A 16,379-nucleotide genomic window follows, 5' to 3' on the forward strand; every position below is an offset into this window, starting at 1 on the left:
TCGTACTCAGCGCCGCGCCACGCGCAATCTGATTCCGTCGCGGGCCCGCACGGTCAGATGCGCCACCGGCACCGGATCGTCGCCGTGGATGCGCTCGAACCGGAAAGCCCGCAGCAATACCGCCAGCAGCAGCGGCCCTTCGACCATCGCAAAGCCCGCCCCGGTGCAGACCCGGGGCCCGGCGGAAAACGGCATATAGGCCGCGCGCGCCGAGGCCCTGGTCTCCTCGCGCCCCCAGCGATCCGGGTCGAACCCGTCCGGGTCGGACCACAGCCGCTCATGGCGCTGCAAATGCCAGGGCGACAGCACCACCTGCGCCCCCGGCTTGACCGCGCGACCCCGGAAGGTTTCGGGGCATGCCGCCTCGCGCACCATCATCGGCACTGGCGGATACAGCCGCAGCGTCTCGCGGAACACATCGCGCGTCAGCCGCAGCCGGGCGATGTCGCCGAATTCGGGCGCCGCGCCCAGACCGGCCACCTCTGCCGCCACCCGCGCCTGCACCTCAGGATACAGCGCCAGCAGATACAGCGCCCAGGCCAGGGCCGAGGCGCTGGTCTCATGCCCGGCCAGAAAGAAGATCGCCACCTGGTCGACCATTTCGGCCGGGGTGAAGCCCCGCCCCGTCACCGGATCGCGCGTGACCATGATCTTGGTGGCCAGATCGTCCGGCGCCGTCCCTGCCGCGATCTCCTCCCCCCGCGCCGCCACCAGTTCCTCGATCAGAAGCCGGATCTGCGCCGCCGCCTGCCGAGTCGCCTTGCGGTGAAAGCGGGGCATCCAGCGCGGCAGGGGCAGGAAGGCCGCGAGGTTCAGGATCGGCTGGCTGCGCTGATAGGCGCGGAAGGCGGCAAAGACCTCGGCGGCCAGCCGGTGCTCGATCGGGATCGAGAACAGGGTGCGGAAGATCACATCCGCCGCCGCATGGCTGGCCGCCTCTTCGATCTCGACCACGCCTTCGCTCATCCGCGCCACCGCCACCTGCGCGGCGGCCAGCATCGCCGGATAGGTCTCGCGCAGACGCCCGCCCTCGAAAGCCGGGTCGATGATCCGCCGCTGCCGCTTCCAGACCTCACCATTGGTCACAAAGACCGACTGGCCCAGCAGCACGCGCAACCCCTCGCCCACCCGGTCAGATTTCGGGAAATCCCCGGGCCGCTCGTTCAGCACCAGCCGGATCAGCGCCGGGTCATTGACCATGTAGCTGCGGAAGAAGGGCGTTCGGAATTCGGCCATCCAGGCCCGGTACAGCCGCGCCGGCTGTGCCGACAGGATGTCGCGCCGGAACAGCCGCAGATGCGTCCAGAGCGAGACCTTGTCGGCCCGCGCCGGCGGCTTCGGCGGGTGGAAGGGACAGCCGCTCATGCCGTGCTGCGATAGCCGCTGACCGGGGTCTCGATCCGGCTTTTCGACGGCTTTCGCGCCGCGAACCGCGCGCCCAGCGTCTGCGGCCCGGCCGTGATGCGGAAATAATCATAATCATCCGCCGCGCCCGGCAGGGCATCGAAGGCGCAGAGATACTGGAAATGCAGCCGGAACCAGCGCCGCCGCAGCGCCTGCCACCTGGCCGGGCTGAGCGTCCGCGTGAAGGCGGCCGAGATCACCAGCGGCCAGCGTTTCCCCTCGGGCGCGACGCCCGTCACCGACACCGGATCGCACAGCGCGAAGGCGCAGCCATCGCCCGGCGCGGTCACATCGACCCAGGTCAGTTCCCCGCGCGTCGACAGATAGTGCAGATCCGCCCGCAGCCGCGTGGCGCGCGGCAGGAAAGACACCATCGGCACCACCTGCCCCAGCGACAGAAAGGACAGGGCCGGGCGCGTGTCAGGCAGCCCGCCCCGGATCAGGTCCGCCAGTATCGACACGCCCAGATGCGCGCCCGAGGAATGGCCGATGACCAGAACCTCGTCCAGATCCTGCTCCAGCGCCGCACGGATCGCCTTGCGAAAATCCGACATCCGCGCTTCCAGATCGGGCGGATTCGCCCCTCCCGCCTGTGCCGAATAGGCATAATCATGCATCAGGTACCAGGCAAAGACCTTGTTGTCCCTGGCGCGGAACCAGATGAGAACCGCCTTCGCGACGGCAATCCAGATCAGGGCGTGACCCGTGGCCAAAGCCACGGCAAGGGTTCTTGAGACGGGTATATTCGCCAGCGGCCAAAGCATCAGCTTCGCCACCGCCCACCCCAGGCCCACCGCCACCGTCAATTGCAGCAGCAGAAACACGATCGGATAAAGCGCCGCGATCATCGGCCCCTTGCGCAGGCGCATCAGCCGGAACAGCGCGCCCGAGCCGATATAGGCCCAGGCGGTGCGGACAAGCTGCAGATAGGTGGCGGGGATCGAATTCGACATGCTGCCGCGCACGATATCCGACCAGACCAGCACCTCGACTTCGGCCTCGACCCGGGCGCCCTCGACATCACCCGTCACCTGCCAGCCATAGGGCCCGCCGCCGGTCTTGGGGCGCAGGCTGAGCCGATAGCCCGACAGCGCCGCCTGATGGGCGCCTTCCTTGCGGTACAATTCGCGATAGCGCCGGGGATGGATCGGATCATAGCCCGGAATGTAGAAAACCCGCCGCCGGAACACCCGCCCCGCCGCCCGCGCCTGATCCCGCTCTACCGGCTCCAGTTTCATCCCGCCCTCTTGCCCGCCAAGGATGGCGGAAGAACGGGGCGGAAATAAGTGGGAAAAGCGCTCCGCGCCGGGGCCTTACCCCCGGCAGGAGATTTTCCTCACAGGCAGGGAGGGCGGCCGGGGCTAGCCCAGCAGCGGAATGCCCAGCTGCTCCATCACGTCCAGCATCCAGCCCTGGAAGATCGAGAAAGAGCCGGTGAACATCATCACCCCGACCAGGATGAGGAACAGCCCCATCACGATCTCGACCTTGCGCAGATGCGGCTTGATTCGCTTCATCAGGGCCAGCGCCCGGGTGATGAAGATCGCCGACAGAAGGAAGGGCAGGCCCAGGCCGATGGAATAGGCGCCCATCAGATAGATGCTGCGGCCCATATCGGCCTCGCGCGCCGCGAGGGTCAGGATGCCGGCCAGGATCGGGCCATTGCAGGGCGTCCAGCCCGCCGCGAAGGCCAGCCCCAGAACAAAGGCGCCCAGGGCCGAACCGCCCTGATCGCCCGCATCCACCCGCGCCTCGCGCATCAGCAGGGGAATGCGGAACAGCCCCAGGAAATGCAGGCCCAGCACGATGATGATCGTCCCCGCGATGCGGCTGAACCATTCCTGATTGGTCAGGACGAAGATGCCGAAGGCGGATGTGGCAAAACCCAGCAGCAGGAAGATCGTCGACAGGCCGAGCACGAAGAACAGCGCCGGCAGGATCACCCGCTTGCGCGCCGCCGAGGCGCTGGTCATCTCGCCCATCGAGATCCCGCCCATATAGGCCAGATAGGGCGGCACGACCGGAAGCACGCAGGGGCTGAGGAACGACAACAGGCCGCCGGTCAGCGCCAGAAGCGTCGCCGCCACCAATCCCGCGTCCAGAATGTCAAAGCCAAGCATCAAAGGTCCCCCGTGGCCCCTGCTTAGCGCCCCGCCTGCCCCGCGTCACCGCGAGATGGCGCACGTCGCCGTCACTTTGCCGGGAGTGTCTTGTCACAATCCACCCCGGCCCGCTAGGAAGCGCCATGGAGATGACCTGGGACCACGAGATCGACTGCGAGGGGCTCTTGTGCCCCCTGCCCGTCCTGCGCGCGCGCAAGCGGCTGATGACGCTGGCACCGGGTCAGGTTCTCGCGGTGCGGGCGACCGATGCCATGGCGGCAGTGGACCTGCCGCATTTCTGCACCCAGAGCGGGCATCTCTATCTGGGCAGCCGGGCCGAAGGCACCGTCACGCTGCATTTCCTGCGCGCAAAGGACTAACCCACGCCGCGAAACCGTGTTGGTCCGGTTGGGTCCATTGCAGACCATTGCGATCTTCTCATACGCTTGCAACATTCGGCAGCGTTGAAGGCCTTAAATGACAGATATGCTCCCCCAGCCCCGAGTTAAGTTATCGAGGTTGCGCGACATCGGCTGGAACCTTTGGGACCCAATAGGACTTCTGGGATCAAGCGGGCATTTGCCGGGAAAATGGAGAGACGAAGCGAACCAAGGGTTTGCAAATGAGTATGACGACTATCTGATTTCCGCCGCTTCTCAGTTAAGGCAGGGCGCACCGCGCGATCAGGTCGTCAGCTATCTCGTTCACGTCGAGGCTGAATACATGGGGCTTGGCGAACGTCGCACATCACGAGAACGCGCTGAGGCAGTGGTCGCAGCAATACGCGCAGATGAAAGTATCTGGACGTGGCCTGATGAACAGGGTCGGTTTGTCCAGAACGAATGACCGCTCCGTCCGCAAGCGGCCCAACACGGTTTCGCAGCATCGCCAAAGACGAAGGGGGCCCGCGGGCCCCCTTGTCTTGACATCGTCCTGAGGTTGCCTCGGGCAAAGCCTCAGCGCTTGAGCGACCACCACCCCTTGCGGCGCGGCTTGGCCGGGTCATCGGCCACGGGTTCCGCGACCGTCTCGGCCGCCGGATCGGCATGGACCGCCTCTGCCACCGCCAGGCCCGGATCGACGGCCAGGGGCGGCAGTTCGACCACCAGGGCCTCCGCAGAGACCGGCGCTTCGACAGGAGCAGCCACGACCGGCGCTTCCGCGACCGAAGCTTCAACCTCCGGCACGGGCGCCGCCTTGGCCTTGCTGCTGCGCGCGCGCGTGGCAGGTTTGGCAGGCTTGGCCTCGCCTTCGGCGGTCGCCGCCTTGGGCTTAGCGCGGCTCGTCTTCTTCTTCGGCGCGGGCACCTCCGCCGCGGCAGCCTCCGTCGCGACAGCGGCCTCGGCGACAACGGGCGCGGCGGCAGGGGCCGCCTCTTCCACCGTCACCGCTTCCGGCGTCACCGCCTCGGCCGCGGCGGCGCCCGCCTTGGCGCGCGGCTTGCGGGTGCGCTTGGGCTTGGCCGGGGCTTCTTCGGCCACCGCCTCGACAGGCGCTTCCGCCGTCCCAGCCACAAGCTCGACGGTCACGGCCAGATCGGCCTCGCCCGCATCGCCCTCGTCACCATCCTCGCCCTCGTCATCGCCGTCATCGCCCTCGGCCGCCGATGCGCCTGTCGCACCCTCGCCCTGGCCATCGCGGCCGCCGCGCCGACGCCGACGCCGGCGACGCTTCTTCTTCCCGCCGCCATCGCCATTGCCTTCGGACCGCGCGGCCTTCGCCTCGCCGCCCTCGGCCACGGCCTCCTCGGCCTCCTCTTCCTCATCGAGGATCTCGTCGACCAGATCCTCGTCCTCATCCTCGTCGACCGGCGCGCCCATCAGGCCCGCATGGCCCGAGATCACCGTCGAAGGCTCGGGCACGACCCGTGTCGCGGTCTTGAACTTTTCAATGGAATAATCCGGCGAGACCAGCATCGGATCGGCCTCGATCCGCACCGCCATGCCATAGCGCGTCTCGATCAGGACGATATGCTCGCGCTTGTGGTTGAACAGGAAGTTCACGATTCCGACCGGCGCCTTCAGCAGCACTTCCTTCGACCGCTTGCGCGTGCCTTCCTCATCCAGCGCGCGCAGGATGGTCAGCGCCATGCTGTCATCCGACCGGATCAGCCCGGTGCCATGGCAATGCGGGCAGGGCTGGGTGGTGGATTCCAGCATGCCCGGCCGCAGCCGCTGGCGCGACATCTCCATCAGGCCAAAACCCGAGATGCGGCCGACCTGAATGCGCGCCCGGTCGGTTTTCAGCTTGTCTTTCAGACGCTTCTCGACCGCGGCATTGTTCTTCCGCTCTTCCATGTCGATGAAGTCGATCACGATCAGACCGGCCAGGTCGCGCAGGCGCAGCTGGCGGCTGATCTCTTCCGCAGCCTCGAGATTGGTCTTGAGCGCGGTTTCCTCGATCGAGCCTTCCTTCGTCGCCCGGCCCGAGTTCACGTCGATGGCAACCAGCGCCTCGGTCACGCCGATGACGATATAGCCGCCGGATTTGAGCTGCACGACCGGGTTGAACATGCCGCCCAGATAGCTTTCCACCTGATAGCGCGCGAACAGCGGCATCGGCTCGTCATAGCGCTTCACCTGCTTGGCATGGGACGGCATGATCATCTTCATGAAGTCCTTGGCGGTACGATAGCCCGCCTCGCCCTCGACCAGCACCTCGTCGATCTCTCTGCTGTAAAGATCGCGGATCGAGCGCTTGATCAGATCGCCTTCCTCATAGATCGCCGCGGGGGCGATGCTTTTCAGGGTCAGGTCGCGGACCTGTTCCCACATCCGCATCAGATATTCGTAGTCGCGCTTGATCTCGGCCTTGGTGCGCTTGGCGCCCGCCGTGCGGATGATCAGGCCGGCGCCTTCCGGCACCTCCATCTCGCCCGCGATTTCTTTGAGCTTCTTGCGGTCGACCGCATTGGTGATCTTGCGGGAAATCCCGCCGCCGCGCGCGGTGTTCGGCATCAAGACGCAATAGCGACCCGCCAGCGACAGATAGGTCGTCAGCGCCGCGCCCTTGTTGCCGCGCTCTTCCTTGACCACCTGCACCAGCATGATCTGGCGCACCTTGACCACTTCCTGGATCTTGTAGCGGCGCAGCTTGGGGCGGCGCGGGGCCGAAATCTCCTCGGCGACATCCTCCTCGGCGACCGATTCGATCTCGTCATCCGTGTCGGAGGCATGGTCCATCGCCCGATAGGGCCGCGCGCCATTGCCGTTTTCGACCGCGGCGTGATCATGGCCATGGTCGTGCTCATGCGCATGGTCATGATCCTCGGCCACGGTCTCGGCGGCCACCGGCTCGGCAAGGGCCTCGGCCCCCTCGTCCTCCAGATCGACCACGTCCATTTCCGACGGGCCACGCGCCACCACCGCCTCGCCTTCAACGGCGGCGGGCTTGGGGCGCGGGCCCGGACGGCGGCGCTGACGGCGATTGTCTTCCTCTTCCTCGGCCCGCGCCATGGCGCGTTCCTCTTCCAGAAGCGCCTTACGGTCGGCGACCGGGATCTGGTAATAATCCGGGTGGATTTCCGCAAAGGCCAGGAAGCCGTGCCGGTTCCCGCCGTAATCCACAAAGGCCGCCTGCAGCGAGGGTTCGACCCGCGTCACCTTGGCCAGGTAGATATTCCCGGCCAATTGGCGCTTGTTCAGGGTTTCAAAGTCGAACTCTTCGACCTTGTTTCCGTCCACCACGACAACGCGGGTCTCTTCCGCGTGGGTGGCGTCGATAAGCATCTTCTTGGGCATGTTGTTCCATTGCGTCCCAAGCGCAAATATCCCCCCGGCGAACCGGGGGGCGGATCAATACGGATGGGACGGCTTGTCTGGGCGCGGGCGACGAGCACAGGTGCGCGGGTGCTGCCCGTTGGGCAGACCTCGCCTGATCCTGCAATGCTCGCGCGCCTCATCGCGGTTCACGTCAAGAGGGCCTTGCGGACCCTCCGCCTTTGGTGGCCAGCCGGACGGCGCTTGCGCTGTGTCCTTCGGCAATGTGCACAGCCTTGCGGCTGATCCGGCTCCCCTCATGGCGTCGACGCGCTTTGCGCGGCCGGCCCGCCTGGGAAGGGAGAGAATTCCATAGTCGGCCCCACAGGGCCCCAGGCCCTCAAACTATCGACAAAAGGGGCACCAGCACAATGCTGTTTTTCCGGTGGCCCTCAGAGCCGCGCCAATCCTGCGCCTGCGGGCCTGCGCAAACGGGCGTGCGTCAAGCCGAGGGCCGGTTGCGGCGCAGATGGCGAAGAAGCCGCAGCAAAAGCCAGATCGCCAATGCGACGATGGCAAGCCCGCCCAGCCCGATCAGGATCAGCGCCACCAACAGGCCGTCATAACAGCCCTGCCCCAGACATTCCGCCCGGGCAGGGCTGGCGGCCAGCATTGCGATCGGCAAGGCCAGCCGGCGCATCTCAGACGTAATCCGACCGGGTCAGGCTGTATTTGGCCATCTTCTCGTTCAACGTCCGGCGCGGCAGGCACAATTCGTCCATCACCGCGACGATGCTGCCCTTGTGGCGGCGCATCGTGTTGTCGATCAGCATCCGTTCGAAAGCCTCGACATATTCCTTCAGCGGCTTACCCTCGGTCGTCATCGCCGACGGACCCGAAGTCTCGTTGTCGGCCATCAGCAAGGACGCGATCGAACCCGAGCCGCGGCGGTTCTGCAAGACCGCGCGTTCCGCAATATTGACCAATTGCCGCACATTGCCCGGCCAGGGCGCCTGCAACAATTGCGCCGCTTCCTGCGCCGTCACCTGCGGGGCTTCACAGCCATATTCCTCGGAAAACTGCTCGCTCAACCGCGTGAACAGCTGCAGGATATCCTCGCCCCGCGCCCGGAGCGGCGGCAGAACGATGGTCATCGCGCCCAGGCGATAGAACAGGTCCTGCCGCAGCGTCTGTTCCAGCGTCATGTCCGGCGCATGCTGGTTGCAGATCGCGATGATCCTGGTCTCCGGCGGCACACCCTGCTCGTTGATGAAGGTCAGAAGCCGCGCCTGAAGCGCATTGGGCAGCGCCTCGATATCCTCAAGGCACAGCGTTCCGCCGCGCGCCTCTTCGACCAGCGGGATCGCCCCGTCATCGCCGCCTGGCCCGAAAAGCTTGGTCGCAAGCTGATCCTCGGCCCAGGCCGCACAAGAGATGGTGACGAATTTCTTCGATGCCCGCGGCCCGACCGCGTGCAGCGCATGGGCCACCAGGGTCTTGCCCGTACCGGTCTCGCCATCGATCAGAACGTGGGAATCCGCCTGGCCCAGATCGAGAATATCCTCGCGCAGCCGCTCCATCGCCGGGCTGGACCCCACGAGCTTCTTCATGATGGTCGAGCCATCCGACAATTCTTTTCGCAGCGCGCGGTTGTCCAGCGTCATCCGCCGCGCCTGGGTGGCCTTCTTGGCCAGTTCTGTCATCCGGTCGGGGTTGAACGGCTTTTCCAGGAAATCGAAAGCGCCGACGCGCATCGCCTCGACCGCCATCGGCACATCGCCATGGCCGGTGATCATGATCACCGGCAGGCCGGAATCCTGGCTCATAAGGCGCTTCAGGAAGGCCATGCCATCCATGCCCGGCATCTTGATGTCCGAAACGACAACCCCTTGAAATTCGGGTCCGATTGCCTTCAGCGCATCTTCGGCGCTGCCATAGGTCTCGGTGTCGAACCCCGAAAGCGCCAGCCATTGGCTGATCGACGCCCGCATATCTGCCTCGTCGTCGACGATCGCCACTTTCATCGTGCGTGCCATTGGCCCCTCATTCTGCTGCTTCCTGCTCCTTGCCGAGGATCGGCAGCTGCATCTCGAAGACCGCGCCGCCGTTTTCCCCGTTGCGGGCCGTCAACCGGCCGCCAAGGTCGCCTACAATGCCCGACGAGATGGCAAGGCCAAGCCCGACCCCCTCTCCCGGTTTCTTGGTGGTGTAAAATGGCTCAAAGAGATTGTCCAAATCGGCAATCCCATGCCCATTGTCGCGTACCGTCAAAGTCGCCGTCTCGCCCGCCGCCAGAAGAAGCTCGACATGCGGTGAAGGCGATTCCTTGATCGCGTCCAGCGCGTTGCGCAAAAGGTTGATGATGACCTGTTCCAGACGGATCCGATCAGCCATCACCATAACCGGCTGGCGCGGCAGGGTGCGGGTGATCTTGACGACGCGCGCCTTCAGCTGCGGCTCCATCATCGACAGCGCCGATGAGATACAGGCACGAAGGTCAACCGGTTCAAAGGCTTCGCCGCCTTTCCTCGCGTAGCTTTTCAGCTGCCGCGTGATCGCGCCCATCCGCTCGATCAGGTCATCTATCCTCTGGAAAGATGACAGCGCCTCATCCGGCCGCTTGCGCTGCAACAACAGCCGCGCCCCCGCCAGATAGGTCTTCATCGCGGCCAGCGGCTGGTTCAGCTCATGGCTCACCGCGGCCGACATCTCGCCCAAAGCCGCCAGTTTCGACGATTGCGCCAGGGTCTGCTCGGCCACTTCCAGGTTCTTCTGCACCCGCTCGCGTTCCGCGATCTCGCGCTGCAGCCGCGCGTTCAACAGCCGCAGCTCCGCCGATTCCCGTTGCAGACTGACCGAACGCGACCAGGCCCGTCGCGACAGGACATAGAAGGACAGCGCCATCAGGATGGCGAAGCCCATGATCTCCAGCGCCAGGATGCCATTCACCTTCTCGCGCACCGAATCATAGGCTGTGAAGGTCACGATCTTCCAGCCGCGGAACGGCACCCGAGCCTCGGTCCGCATCACCGCCTCGCCCTTCACATAGGCGTCCGGCGGCTCCCAGGCCCAGTCGGTCGTGGCCTGAAAGGCCCGCGCGATGGCCGAGGGCGCATCCTTCACCGCCAAGGCCTCGCTCAGCGGCAGACCGCGCCAGACCGGCTCGGTCGCCAGGATCACCGTGCCCTCGCTGTCCGTCACCAGCACGGCATCCTGCAACCCCGACCAGGCGCGCTCATATTTCATCAGGTCGACCGAGACGACGATCACCCCCAGCACCTTGCCATCCGCGCGCAGCGCCCGCGAATAGGTAAAGTCGAAGCCGCCCGCCTCGCGCTTGACCGAGGTGAAGACCGTCTCCTTGGCCCGCTGCGCATCGACGAAATAGGGGTCGCTGCGGTGGCTCACGCCCAGAAGGTTGCGGTTCGTCGCCCCCACCACGCGCCCGTCGCCATCCATGAGCCGGATCGAGGCCACGCCGATTTCCGATTGCAGCTGGATCAGCTTGGCCGATGTGGACGAGAAATTCCCGTCCCGCAGCGCCGTGATCAGATCAGGGTCGCGCGCCAGGATCAGCGGCACCACCGAGGTGCGCTGCAATTCCGACACCAGATTCCCGGTATACAGCGCCAGCCGCACGTCCGACCGGTTGCGCGTCGTCTCGACAAAGCGCTCGGTCAGCCAGCGGTTCGACACGATCACCACGCCCACCGCCACAAGGATCAGGAAGGCCACGACAATCTTCACCCCCAGGGGCAGGCCCTGCGGTGCGTCGTCGGTCTCCGTGGCGGTATCGGCAAACATGGCGCGATCCTAAGCCTGCCGCGAAACCCCCTCAAGCGGGCGGCATCAGGCCAGCGCCATCCCGCCCATCAGGCCCTTGAACAGCGCCGCCCCATCGGTCGAGCCATGCAGCGCCTCGGCCGCGCGCTCGGGATGCGGCATCATGCCCAGGACGCGGCGATTGTCCGACAGCACGCCCGCAATGTCGCCCATCGCGCCATTGACCGGCTCGGCATAGGTGAAGGCGACCAGATCCTCGCCCTGCAACCGCGCCAGACCTTCGGCGTCGATCGTGTAATTGCCATCGTGATGGGCCACCGGAACCGCGATCTCCTGCCCCTTCTCATAGCCCTGCGTATAGGCCGAAGCGCAGGTGGCGACTTTCATCCTGACCGTGCGGCAGACGAATTTCAGCCCGGCATTGCGCATCAGCGCGCCCGGCAGCAGGCCCATCTCGGTCAGGACCTGAAAGCCGTTGCAGATGCCCAGAACATAGCCGCCGCCTTCGGCATGGCGCTTCACCGCGGCCGAGATCGGCGATTGCGCGGCAATGGCGCCGCAGCGCAGGTAATCGCCATAGGAAAAGCCGCCCGGCACCCCCACGACATCCACGCCCGCAGGCAGCGCCGTGTCCTTGTGCCAGACCCGGTCCACCTTGAACCCCGCGCCCTCAAAGGCCACCGCAAGATCGCGGTCGCAATTCGACCCGGGAAAGGTGATGACGGCGGCTCTCATCGGCAGCACTCCTGCTTGGGGATGGCGCGGTTCCTATCCCATGCGCGCCGGGCTTTCCAGAGCGTTTGGCCACCCCCGCCCCTTGCGGCGCGGCTTTTCCTGCGCCATGCCTGTTCCATGCTCAGCGATCCCGCCCTTGCCGATCTGTCCGCCCTGTTCGGCGCGCGCTTCTCGACCGCCCGTGCCGTGCTGGACCATCATGCCCAAAGCGAAAGCCTGGTCTCGGCCCCGCCGCCCTGGGCCGTGGTCTTCCCCGAAACGACGCAAGAGGTTTCGGCGCTCGCCGCGCTGTCCGACCGCCATGGATTCCCGCTGATCGGCTGGGGCGCCGGCACGTCGCTGGAAGGCCATGCCCTTGCGCCGCAGGGCGGCGTCACCGTCGATTTCACCCGGATGGACCGCGTTCTTGCTGTCCATCCCGAGGATATGGTCGCCGTGGTCCAGCCCGGCCTGACCCGCATCGCGCTGAATGACGCGCTGCGCGCCACCGGTCTGTTCTTCCCGGTCGATCCCGGTGCCAATGCCTCGTTGGGCGGCATGGCCTCGACCCGCGCCTCCGGCACGGCGACCGTCCGCTACGGCACGATGCGCGACAATGTTCTTGGGCTCGAGGTCGTTCTGGCCGGCGGTGAAGTCATCCGCACCGGCACCATGGCGCGCAAATCCGCCGCCGGCTACGATCTGACCGGCCTGATCGTCGGCTCCGAGGGCACGCTCGGCCTGATCACCGAACTGACCCTGCGCCTGCATGGCCAGCCCGAGGCGGTGTCCTCCGCCGCCTGCGCCTTCCCTTCGGTTTCGGCGGCGGTGGATTGCGTCATCGCGACGATCCAGATGGGCCTGCCCATGGCGCGGATCGAGCTTCTGGACGAAGCGACGGTTGCGGCGGTCAACGCCTTCTCGCATCTCGCCCTGCCGCCCGCGCCGCAATTGCTGCTGGAATTCCACGGCTCGCCCGCCAGCGTCGCCGAACAGGCCGAACGCTTTGGCGAGTTGGCCGCCGGTTTCGGCGCACAGGGCTTCCAATGGGCGGAAAAGCAGGAAGACCGCAATCGGCTCTGGGCGGCGCGGCATCAGGCCTATCGCGCCATTCTGGCGTCACGGCCCGGCGCAACCGCCGTTGTGACGGATGTCTGCGTGCCGATTTCGGCGCTGGCGCAGGCTCTGGCCGAGACTGCGGCGGATATCGCGGCCTCACCGCTGCCCGGCCCGATTCTGGGCCATGTCGGCGACGGCAATTTCCATGCGATCCTGATGGTGAAACGGGGGGATGCGGCCGAGGCTGCCGTGGCCAAGGACCTTGCCCGTCGCATGGCCGAACGGGCCCTACGGCTGGGCGGCACGATCACCGGCGAGCATGGCATCGGCTTCGGCAAGACCGGGCTGATGCCGGCCGAACATGGCGCGGGCTGGCAGGCAATGGGACGGATCAAGCAGGCGCTGGACCCGAAGGGGCTGATGAACCCCGGCAAGATGGTGCCCTGAGACCCGTTGCGGTCAGGGCACCCTGTGGATCACGATTACCAGTTGCGGAAACGGCCGGCGGCCACTTCGCGCTGACGGCGCGCGCGCTCTTCCGCGCCTTCGGCCGCATTGACGTAAAGCCCTTCGATATCCGAGATCACCGTGCTCAGCGACGGGATGCGGAAACCGGAAATCAGCGAACGGATCTTCTTGGTCATTTTCTCATTCTCCGCGCGGGACGGGTGCAGAGCAGCACCGGGCCAGCGCTCTTCCTTGCGGTTTAGCGGTCAAAGGGCGAGCGGCGGAACAGGCCCTGATCGACTTCGCGCTCGCGGCGCTCCAGGTCGACCAGCGACACCGCCGCGCTCAGATAGGCATGTTCCTGATCGGCGATGCTGGGCATGCGCAGGCGGCCAAGAACGGTTTGCAGGCGGTTGAACATGGCTGAACCCTCCTTATCGGTTCATGCCCATTAGTTAGAATGCCGCACCGCAGAAAACATCGGACCTTTGGGTCTTGCCGTCATGCGCAGACATCATAGCTCGCGCAGAAAACGCGTAACTTGCGGGCATTTTCCGGGGATGTTGCGACCGAGCGCAGCGGAAGACGTTCGGAAGACCTTTGGAAGACCTTCGGAAGACGTTGAAAATGCCGGGAAATCAGGCCTCTATCAGCGCGCGCGCGGCGGCGCGGGCGGCGTCGGTCACCGTGTCGCCCGCCAGCATCCGCGCCAGTTCCTCAACCCGCTCCACCGGGTCCAGCGGCTTGACAGTCGACAGCGTCGCCCCGGCCTTGACCTTCTTCTCGACCCGCCAATGCTGCGCCCCGAACGCCGCGACCTGCGGCGAGTGGGTCACGACAAGCACTTGGGAATCCTCGGACAATGCCTTCAGGCGGCGTCCCACCGCATCCGCCGTCGCCCCACCCACACCGCGGTCGATCTCATCGAAAATCATCGTCAGCCCCGGCTGGCGGCCGGTCAGACAGACCTTCAGCGCCAGAAGAAAGCGGCTGAGTTCACCGCCCGAGGCAATCTTGTTCAACGCCCCCTGCGGCGCCCCCGGATTGGTCGCCACAGTGAAAGTGACCAGATCCATCCCCTCCGGCCCCGGCTCCCCCTCGGAAACCACCGTGCGGAACACCGCCCGCTCCATTTTCAGCGGCGCCAGTTCCCTCGCCATGGCCTTGTCCAGCCGGGCGGCGGCGGCAAGCCGTTCTTTTGTCACGTCTTTTGCCGCCTTGGCATAGGCGGCTTCGGCTTCCGCCACCGCGCGGGACAGCTTCGCCAGCCCGGCCTCACCCGCATCCAAAGCCTCCAGCCGCGCCTGCAATCCGGCGGCATGATCGGCCAGATCGTCCGGCGCGACGCCATGTTTGCGTGCCAGCGCCCGGATCGCGAAAAGCCGTTCCTCGGCCCGTTCCAGCTCCGACGGATCGAAATCCAGCGCCTCGACACAGGCCTCGACCCCGGCTTGCGCCTCCGACAATTCGTTCAGCGCCCGGTCCAGCGCCGCCAACGCCTCGTCCAGCCGCCCCTCGGCCTTGTCCGCCGCCCCGGTCAGCCAGCGATAGGCGTCGCGCAACCGGCCTTCGGCCCCCTCTTCCGACAAGGCCCCCTGCGCCCGCCCAATATCCTCGCGGATCCGCGCCCCCGCCTGCATCGCCCGGCGGCGGGCGTCCAGCGTGGCTTCCTCGCCCGGCTGCGGCGCCAGCTTCACCAGTTCCGCGACGGCATGGCGCAGAAACTCTTCCTCGGTCTTGGCCCGCGCGATCTGCGCCTCGGCCGCAAACAACGTATCCCGCGCCTCTCGCTGTGCCGCCCAAAGGGCGCGCAGGGGCGCAAGATCCTGACTGGAATAGGAATCGAGAAGCGCGCGATGGCCGCGCGGGTTCAAAAGGCCGCGGTCATCCTGCTGGCCATGCAGTTCGACCAGAGTGTCCGACAGCGCGCGCAGCACCTCGGCCGAGACCCTGCGGTCATTGGCAAAGCCCGAACGGCGCCCATCCGCATGGGCGGTGCGGCGCAGGATCAGCTCGTCCTCGGCAGCGATCCCCGCTTCCTCCAGCACGGCGCGCGCGGCATGGCCGACAGGCAGATCAAAGACCGCCGTCACCTCGCCCGTCTCAGCCCCGGCCCGAACAAGATCGGCCCGGCCCTTCCAGCCCAGCACCATGCCCAGAGCATCAAGCAGGATCGACTTGCCCGCCCCCGTCTCGCCGGTCAGCACGTTCAGCCCCGGCGCCAAATCCAGCGCCAGGCGGTCGATGATCAGAATGTCGCGAATCTCAAGACTGCGCAGCATGGCCTATGCTGTCGGGCGCGTTTCGACGCCCGACATCCCTACAACCACTCGCCGCGGACCATCTGGCGATAGATCTTGGCCAGCCAGTTATTGCCCTTGGCTTCCGGCGACAGGCCCTTCGACTTCAACAGGTTGTAGCTGTCCTGATAGAAGGGCGAGGACTGGTAGTTGTAACCCAGGATCGCGCCAGCGGTCTGCGCCTCTTCCACCAGACCCAGCGCCAGATAGCACTCCACCAGCCGGTGCAGCGCCTCGGCGGTGTGCGAGGTGGTCTGGTAGTCCTGCACCACGGTGCGGAATCGCTTGAGCGCGGCGGCATAGTTCTTGCGCTTGAGGTAGTAGCGCCCGATCTCCATCTCCTTGGCGGCCAGATGGTCGAAAGCGAGGTCGAATTTCAGGATCGCCGATTGCGCATATTCGCTGTCGGGATATTTCTCGATCACATCGCGCATGCCCTGGAGCGCCAGGAAGGTCAGGCCCTGGTCGCGACCGACATCGTCGATCTGATCGTAATAGGACAGCGCCATCAGATACTGGGCGTAGGCGGCGTCTTCATCGTCCGGGTAGAAATCAAGGAAGCGCTGCGCGGCGGCGCGGGCCTCTTCGTATTTCTTGGACTTGTGCAGGGTAAAGGCCTGCATGATCAGCGCGCGCTTGGCGTATTCGGTATAGGGGTAAAGCCGCTCGATCTCTTGGAAATAGACCAGAGCGTCATCAGGCTTGGGCTCTTTCTCCAGCGCCAGCTCACCTTGGCGGTAGATTTCCTCGGCGGTGTAATTCTCGAGCGGAACTTCCTTGTTGCCGCCCGCGCAGGCCGAAAGCAGCAACGCCGCCACAAGCGCCACCGCGCCCTGTCCTGCCGATGCCCTGCCCGTCATGCCTTGCCTATC

Annotated in this window: 15 protein-coding genes; 3 read left to right on the forward strand and 12 right to left on the reverse strand. The window is 66.0% G+C overall.

The window, feature by feature from the left end:
- Positions 1–6: 6 nt before the first annotated feature.
- From ACED67_RS12250 to ACED67_RS12260, 3 genes are all read right to left on the reverse strand, one after another.
- A complete protein-coding gene (locus ACED67_RS12250; protein WP_395541931.1) occupies positions 7–1,365 on the reverse strand; it encodes a cytochrome P450 in 1,359 nt (452 codons plus the stop codon).
- Positions 1,362–2,642 (reverse strand): hypothetical protein, encoded by a 1,281-nt coding sequence (locus ACED67_RS12255; RefSeq protein ID WP_395541932.1) that lies wholly within the window; start codon positions 2,640–2,642, stop codon positions 1,362–1,364. Before ACED67_RS12255 ends, ACED67_RS12250 begins: the two co-directional genes overlap by 4 nt.
- A 123-nt stretch (positions 2,643–2,765) precedes the next feature.
- Positions 2,766–3,524 carry a cytochrome c biogenesis CcdA family protein gene (locus ACED67_RS12260; RefSeq protein WP_395541933.1) on the reverse strand — a complete coding sequence of 253 codons (759 nt, stop codon included), beginning with the start codon at positions 3,522–3,524 and terminating at the stop codon, positions 2,766–2,768.
- 131 nt (positions 3,525–3,655) lie between these two features.
- Between ACED67_RS12260 and ACED67_RS12265 the strand changes: the two genes are divergently transcribed.
- On the forward strand, positions 3,656–3,886 hold the full coding sequence (locus ACED67_RS12265; RefSeq protein WP_395542174.1) for a sulfurtransferase TusA family protein: 231 nt from the start codon (positions 3,656–3,658) through the stop codon (positions 3,884–3,886).
- Between the two features lie 97 nt (positions 3,887–3,983).
- Positions 3,984–4,352, forward strand: coding sequence for a hypothetical protein (locus ACED67_RS12270; RefSeq protein WP_395541934.1), 369 nt, complete (start codon positions 3,984–3,986; stop codon positions 4,350–4,352).
- Positions 4,353–4,462: 110 nt separating this feature from the next.
- Here the strand turns inward: ACED67_RS12270 and ACED67_RS12275 are convergent, their stop codons facing one another.
- The 5 genes from ACED67_RS12275 to purQ all read right to left on the reverse strand — a co-directional run bounded on the left by ACED67_RS12275 (position 4,463) and on the right by purQ (position 11,722).
- Entirely contained in the window at positions 4,463–7,246 is a 2,784-nt protein-coding gene (locus tag ACED67_RS12275; protein WP_395541935.1) for an Rne/Rng family ribonuclease, read from the reverse strand.
- Positions 7,247–7,706: 460 nt separating this feature from the next.
- Entirely contained in the window at positions 7,707–7,904 is a 198-nt protein-coding gene (locus tag ACED67_RS12280) for a hypothetical protein (protein ID WP_395541936.1), read from the reverse strand.
- A gap of 1 nt (position 7,905) precedes the next feature.
- Complete coding sequence (locus ACED67_RS12285; RefSeq protein WP_395541937.1) at positions 7,906–9,240, reverse strand: sigma-54-dependent transcriptional regulator; 1,335 nt, start codon at positions 9,238–9,240, stop codon at positions 7,906–7,908.
- Between the two features lie 7 nt (positions 9,241–9,247).
- Positions 9,248–11,008, reverse strand: coding sequence for a sensor histidine kinase (locus ACED67_RS12290; protein ID WP_395541938.1), 1,761 nt, complete (start codon positions 11,006–11,008; stop codon positions 9,248–9,250).
- Positions 11,009–11,053: 45 nt separating this feature from the next.
- The gene (gene purQ, locus ACED67_RS12295; protein ID WP_395541939.1) at positions 11,054–11,722 is read right to left on the reverse strand and encodes a phosphoribosylformylglycinamidine synthase subunit PurQ; all 669 of its coding nucleotides are present in this window, start codon (positions 11,720–11,722) and stop codon (positions 11,054–11,056) included.
- Between the two features lie 117 nt (positions 11,723–11,839).
- On the opposite strand from purQ, the gene ACED67_RS12300 reads away from it, so the two are divergent.
- The gene (locus tag ACED67_RS12300; RefSeq protein WP_395541940.1) at positions 11,840–13,207 is read left to right on the forward strand and encodes an FAD-binding oxidoreductase; all 1,368 of its coding nucleotides are present in this window, start codon (positions 11,840–11,842) and stop codon (positions 13,205–13,207) included.
- A gap of 35 nt (positions 13,208–13,242) precedes the next feature.
- Here the strand turns inward: ACED67_RS12300 and ACED67_RS12305 are convergent, their stop codons facing one another.
- The 4 genes from ACED67_RS12305 to ACED67_RS12320 form a co-directional block, all read right to left on the reverse strand.
- Positions 13,243–13,404, reverse strand: coding sequence for a hypothetical protein (locus ACED67_RS12305; protein WP_395541941.1), 162 nt, complete (start codon positions 13,402–13,404; stop codon positions 13,243–13,245).
- Positions 13,405–13,466: 62 nt separating this feature from the next.
- Entirely contained in the window at positions 13,467–13,628 is a 162-nt protein-coding gene (locus tag ACED67_RS12310) for a DUF3563 family protein (protein WP_395541942.1), read from the reverse strand.
- 217 nt (positions 13,629–13,845) lie between these two features.
- On the reverse strand, positions 13,846–15,489 hold the full coding sequence (recN, locus tag ACED67_RS12315; RefSeq protein WP_395541943.1) for a DNA repair protein RecN: 1,644 nt from the start codon (positions 15,487–15,489) through the stop codon (positions 13,846–13,848).
- A gap of 38 nt (positions 15,490–15,527) precedes the next feature.
- Positions 15,528–16,367 carry an outer membrane protein assembly factor BamD gene (locus tag ACED67_RS12320; protein WP_395541944.1) on the reverse strand — a complete coding sequence of 280 codons (840 nt, stop codon included), beginning with the start codon at positions 16,365–16,367 and terminating at the stop codon, positions 15,528–15,530.
- Positions 16,368–16,379: the final 12 nt, after the last annotated feature.

Origin of the sequence: Neotabrizicola paludis, from assembly GCF_044142105.1 — a bacterium.
GTDB lineage: Bacteria > Pseudomonadota > Alphaproteobacteria > Rhodobacterales > Rhodobacteraceae > Pseudogemmobacter.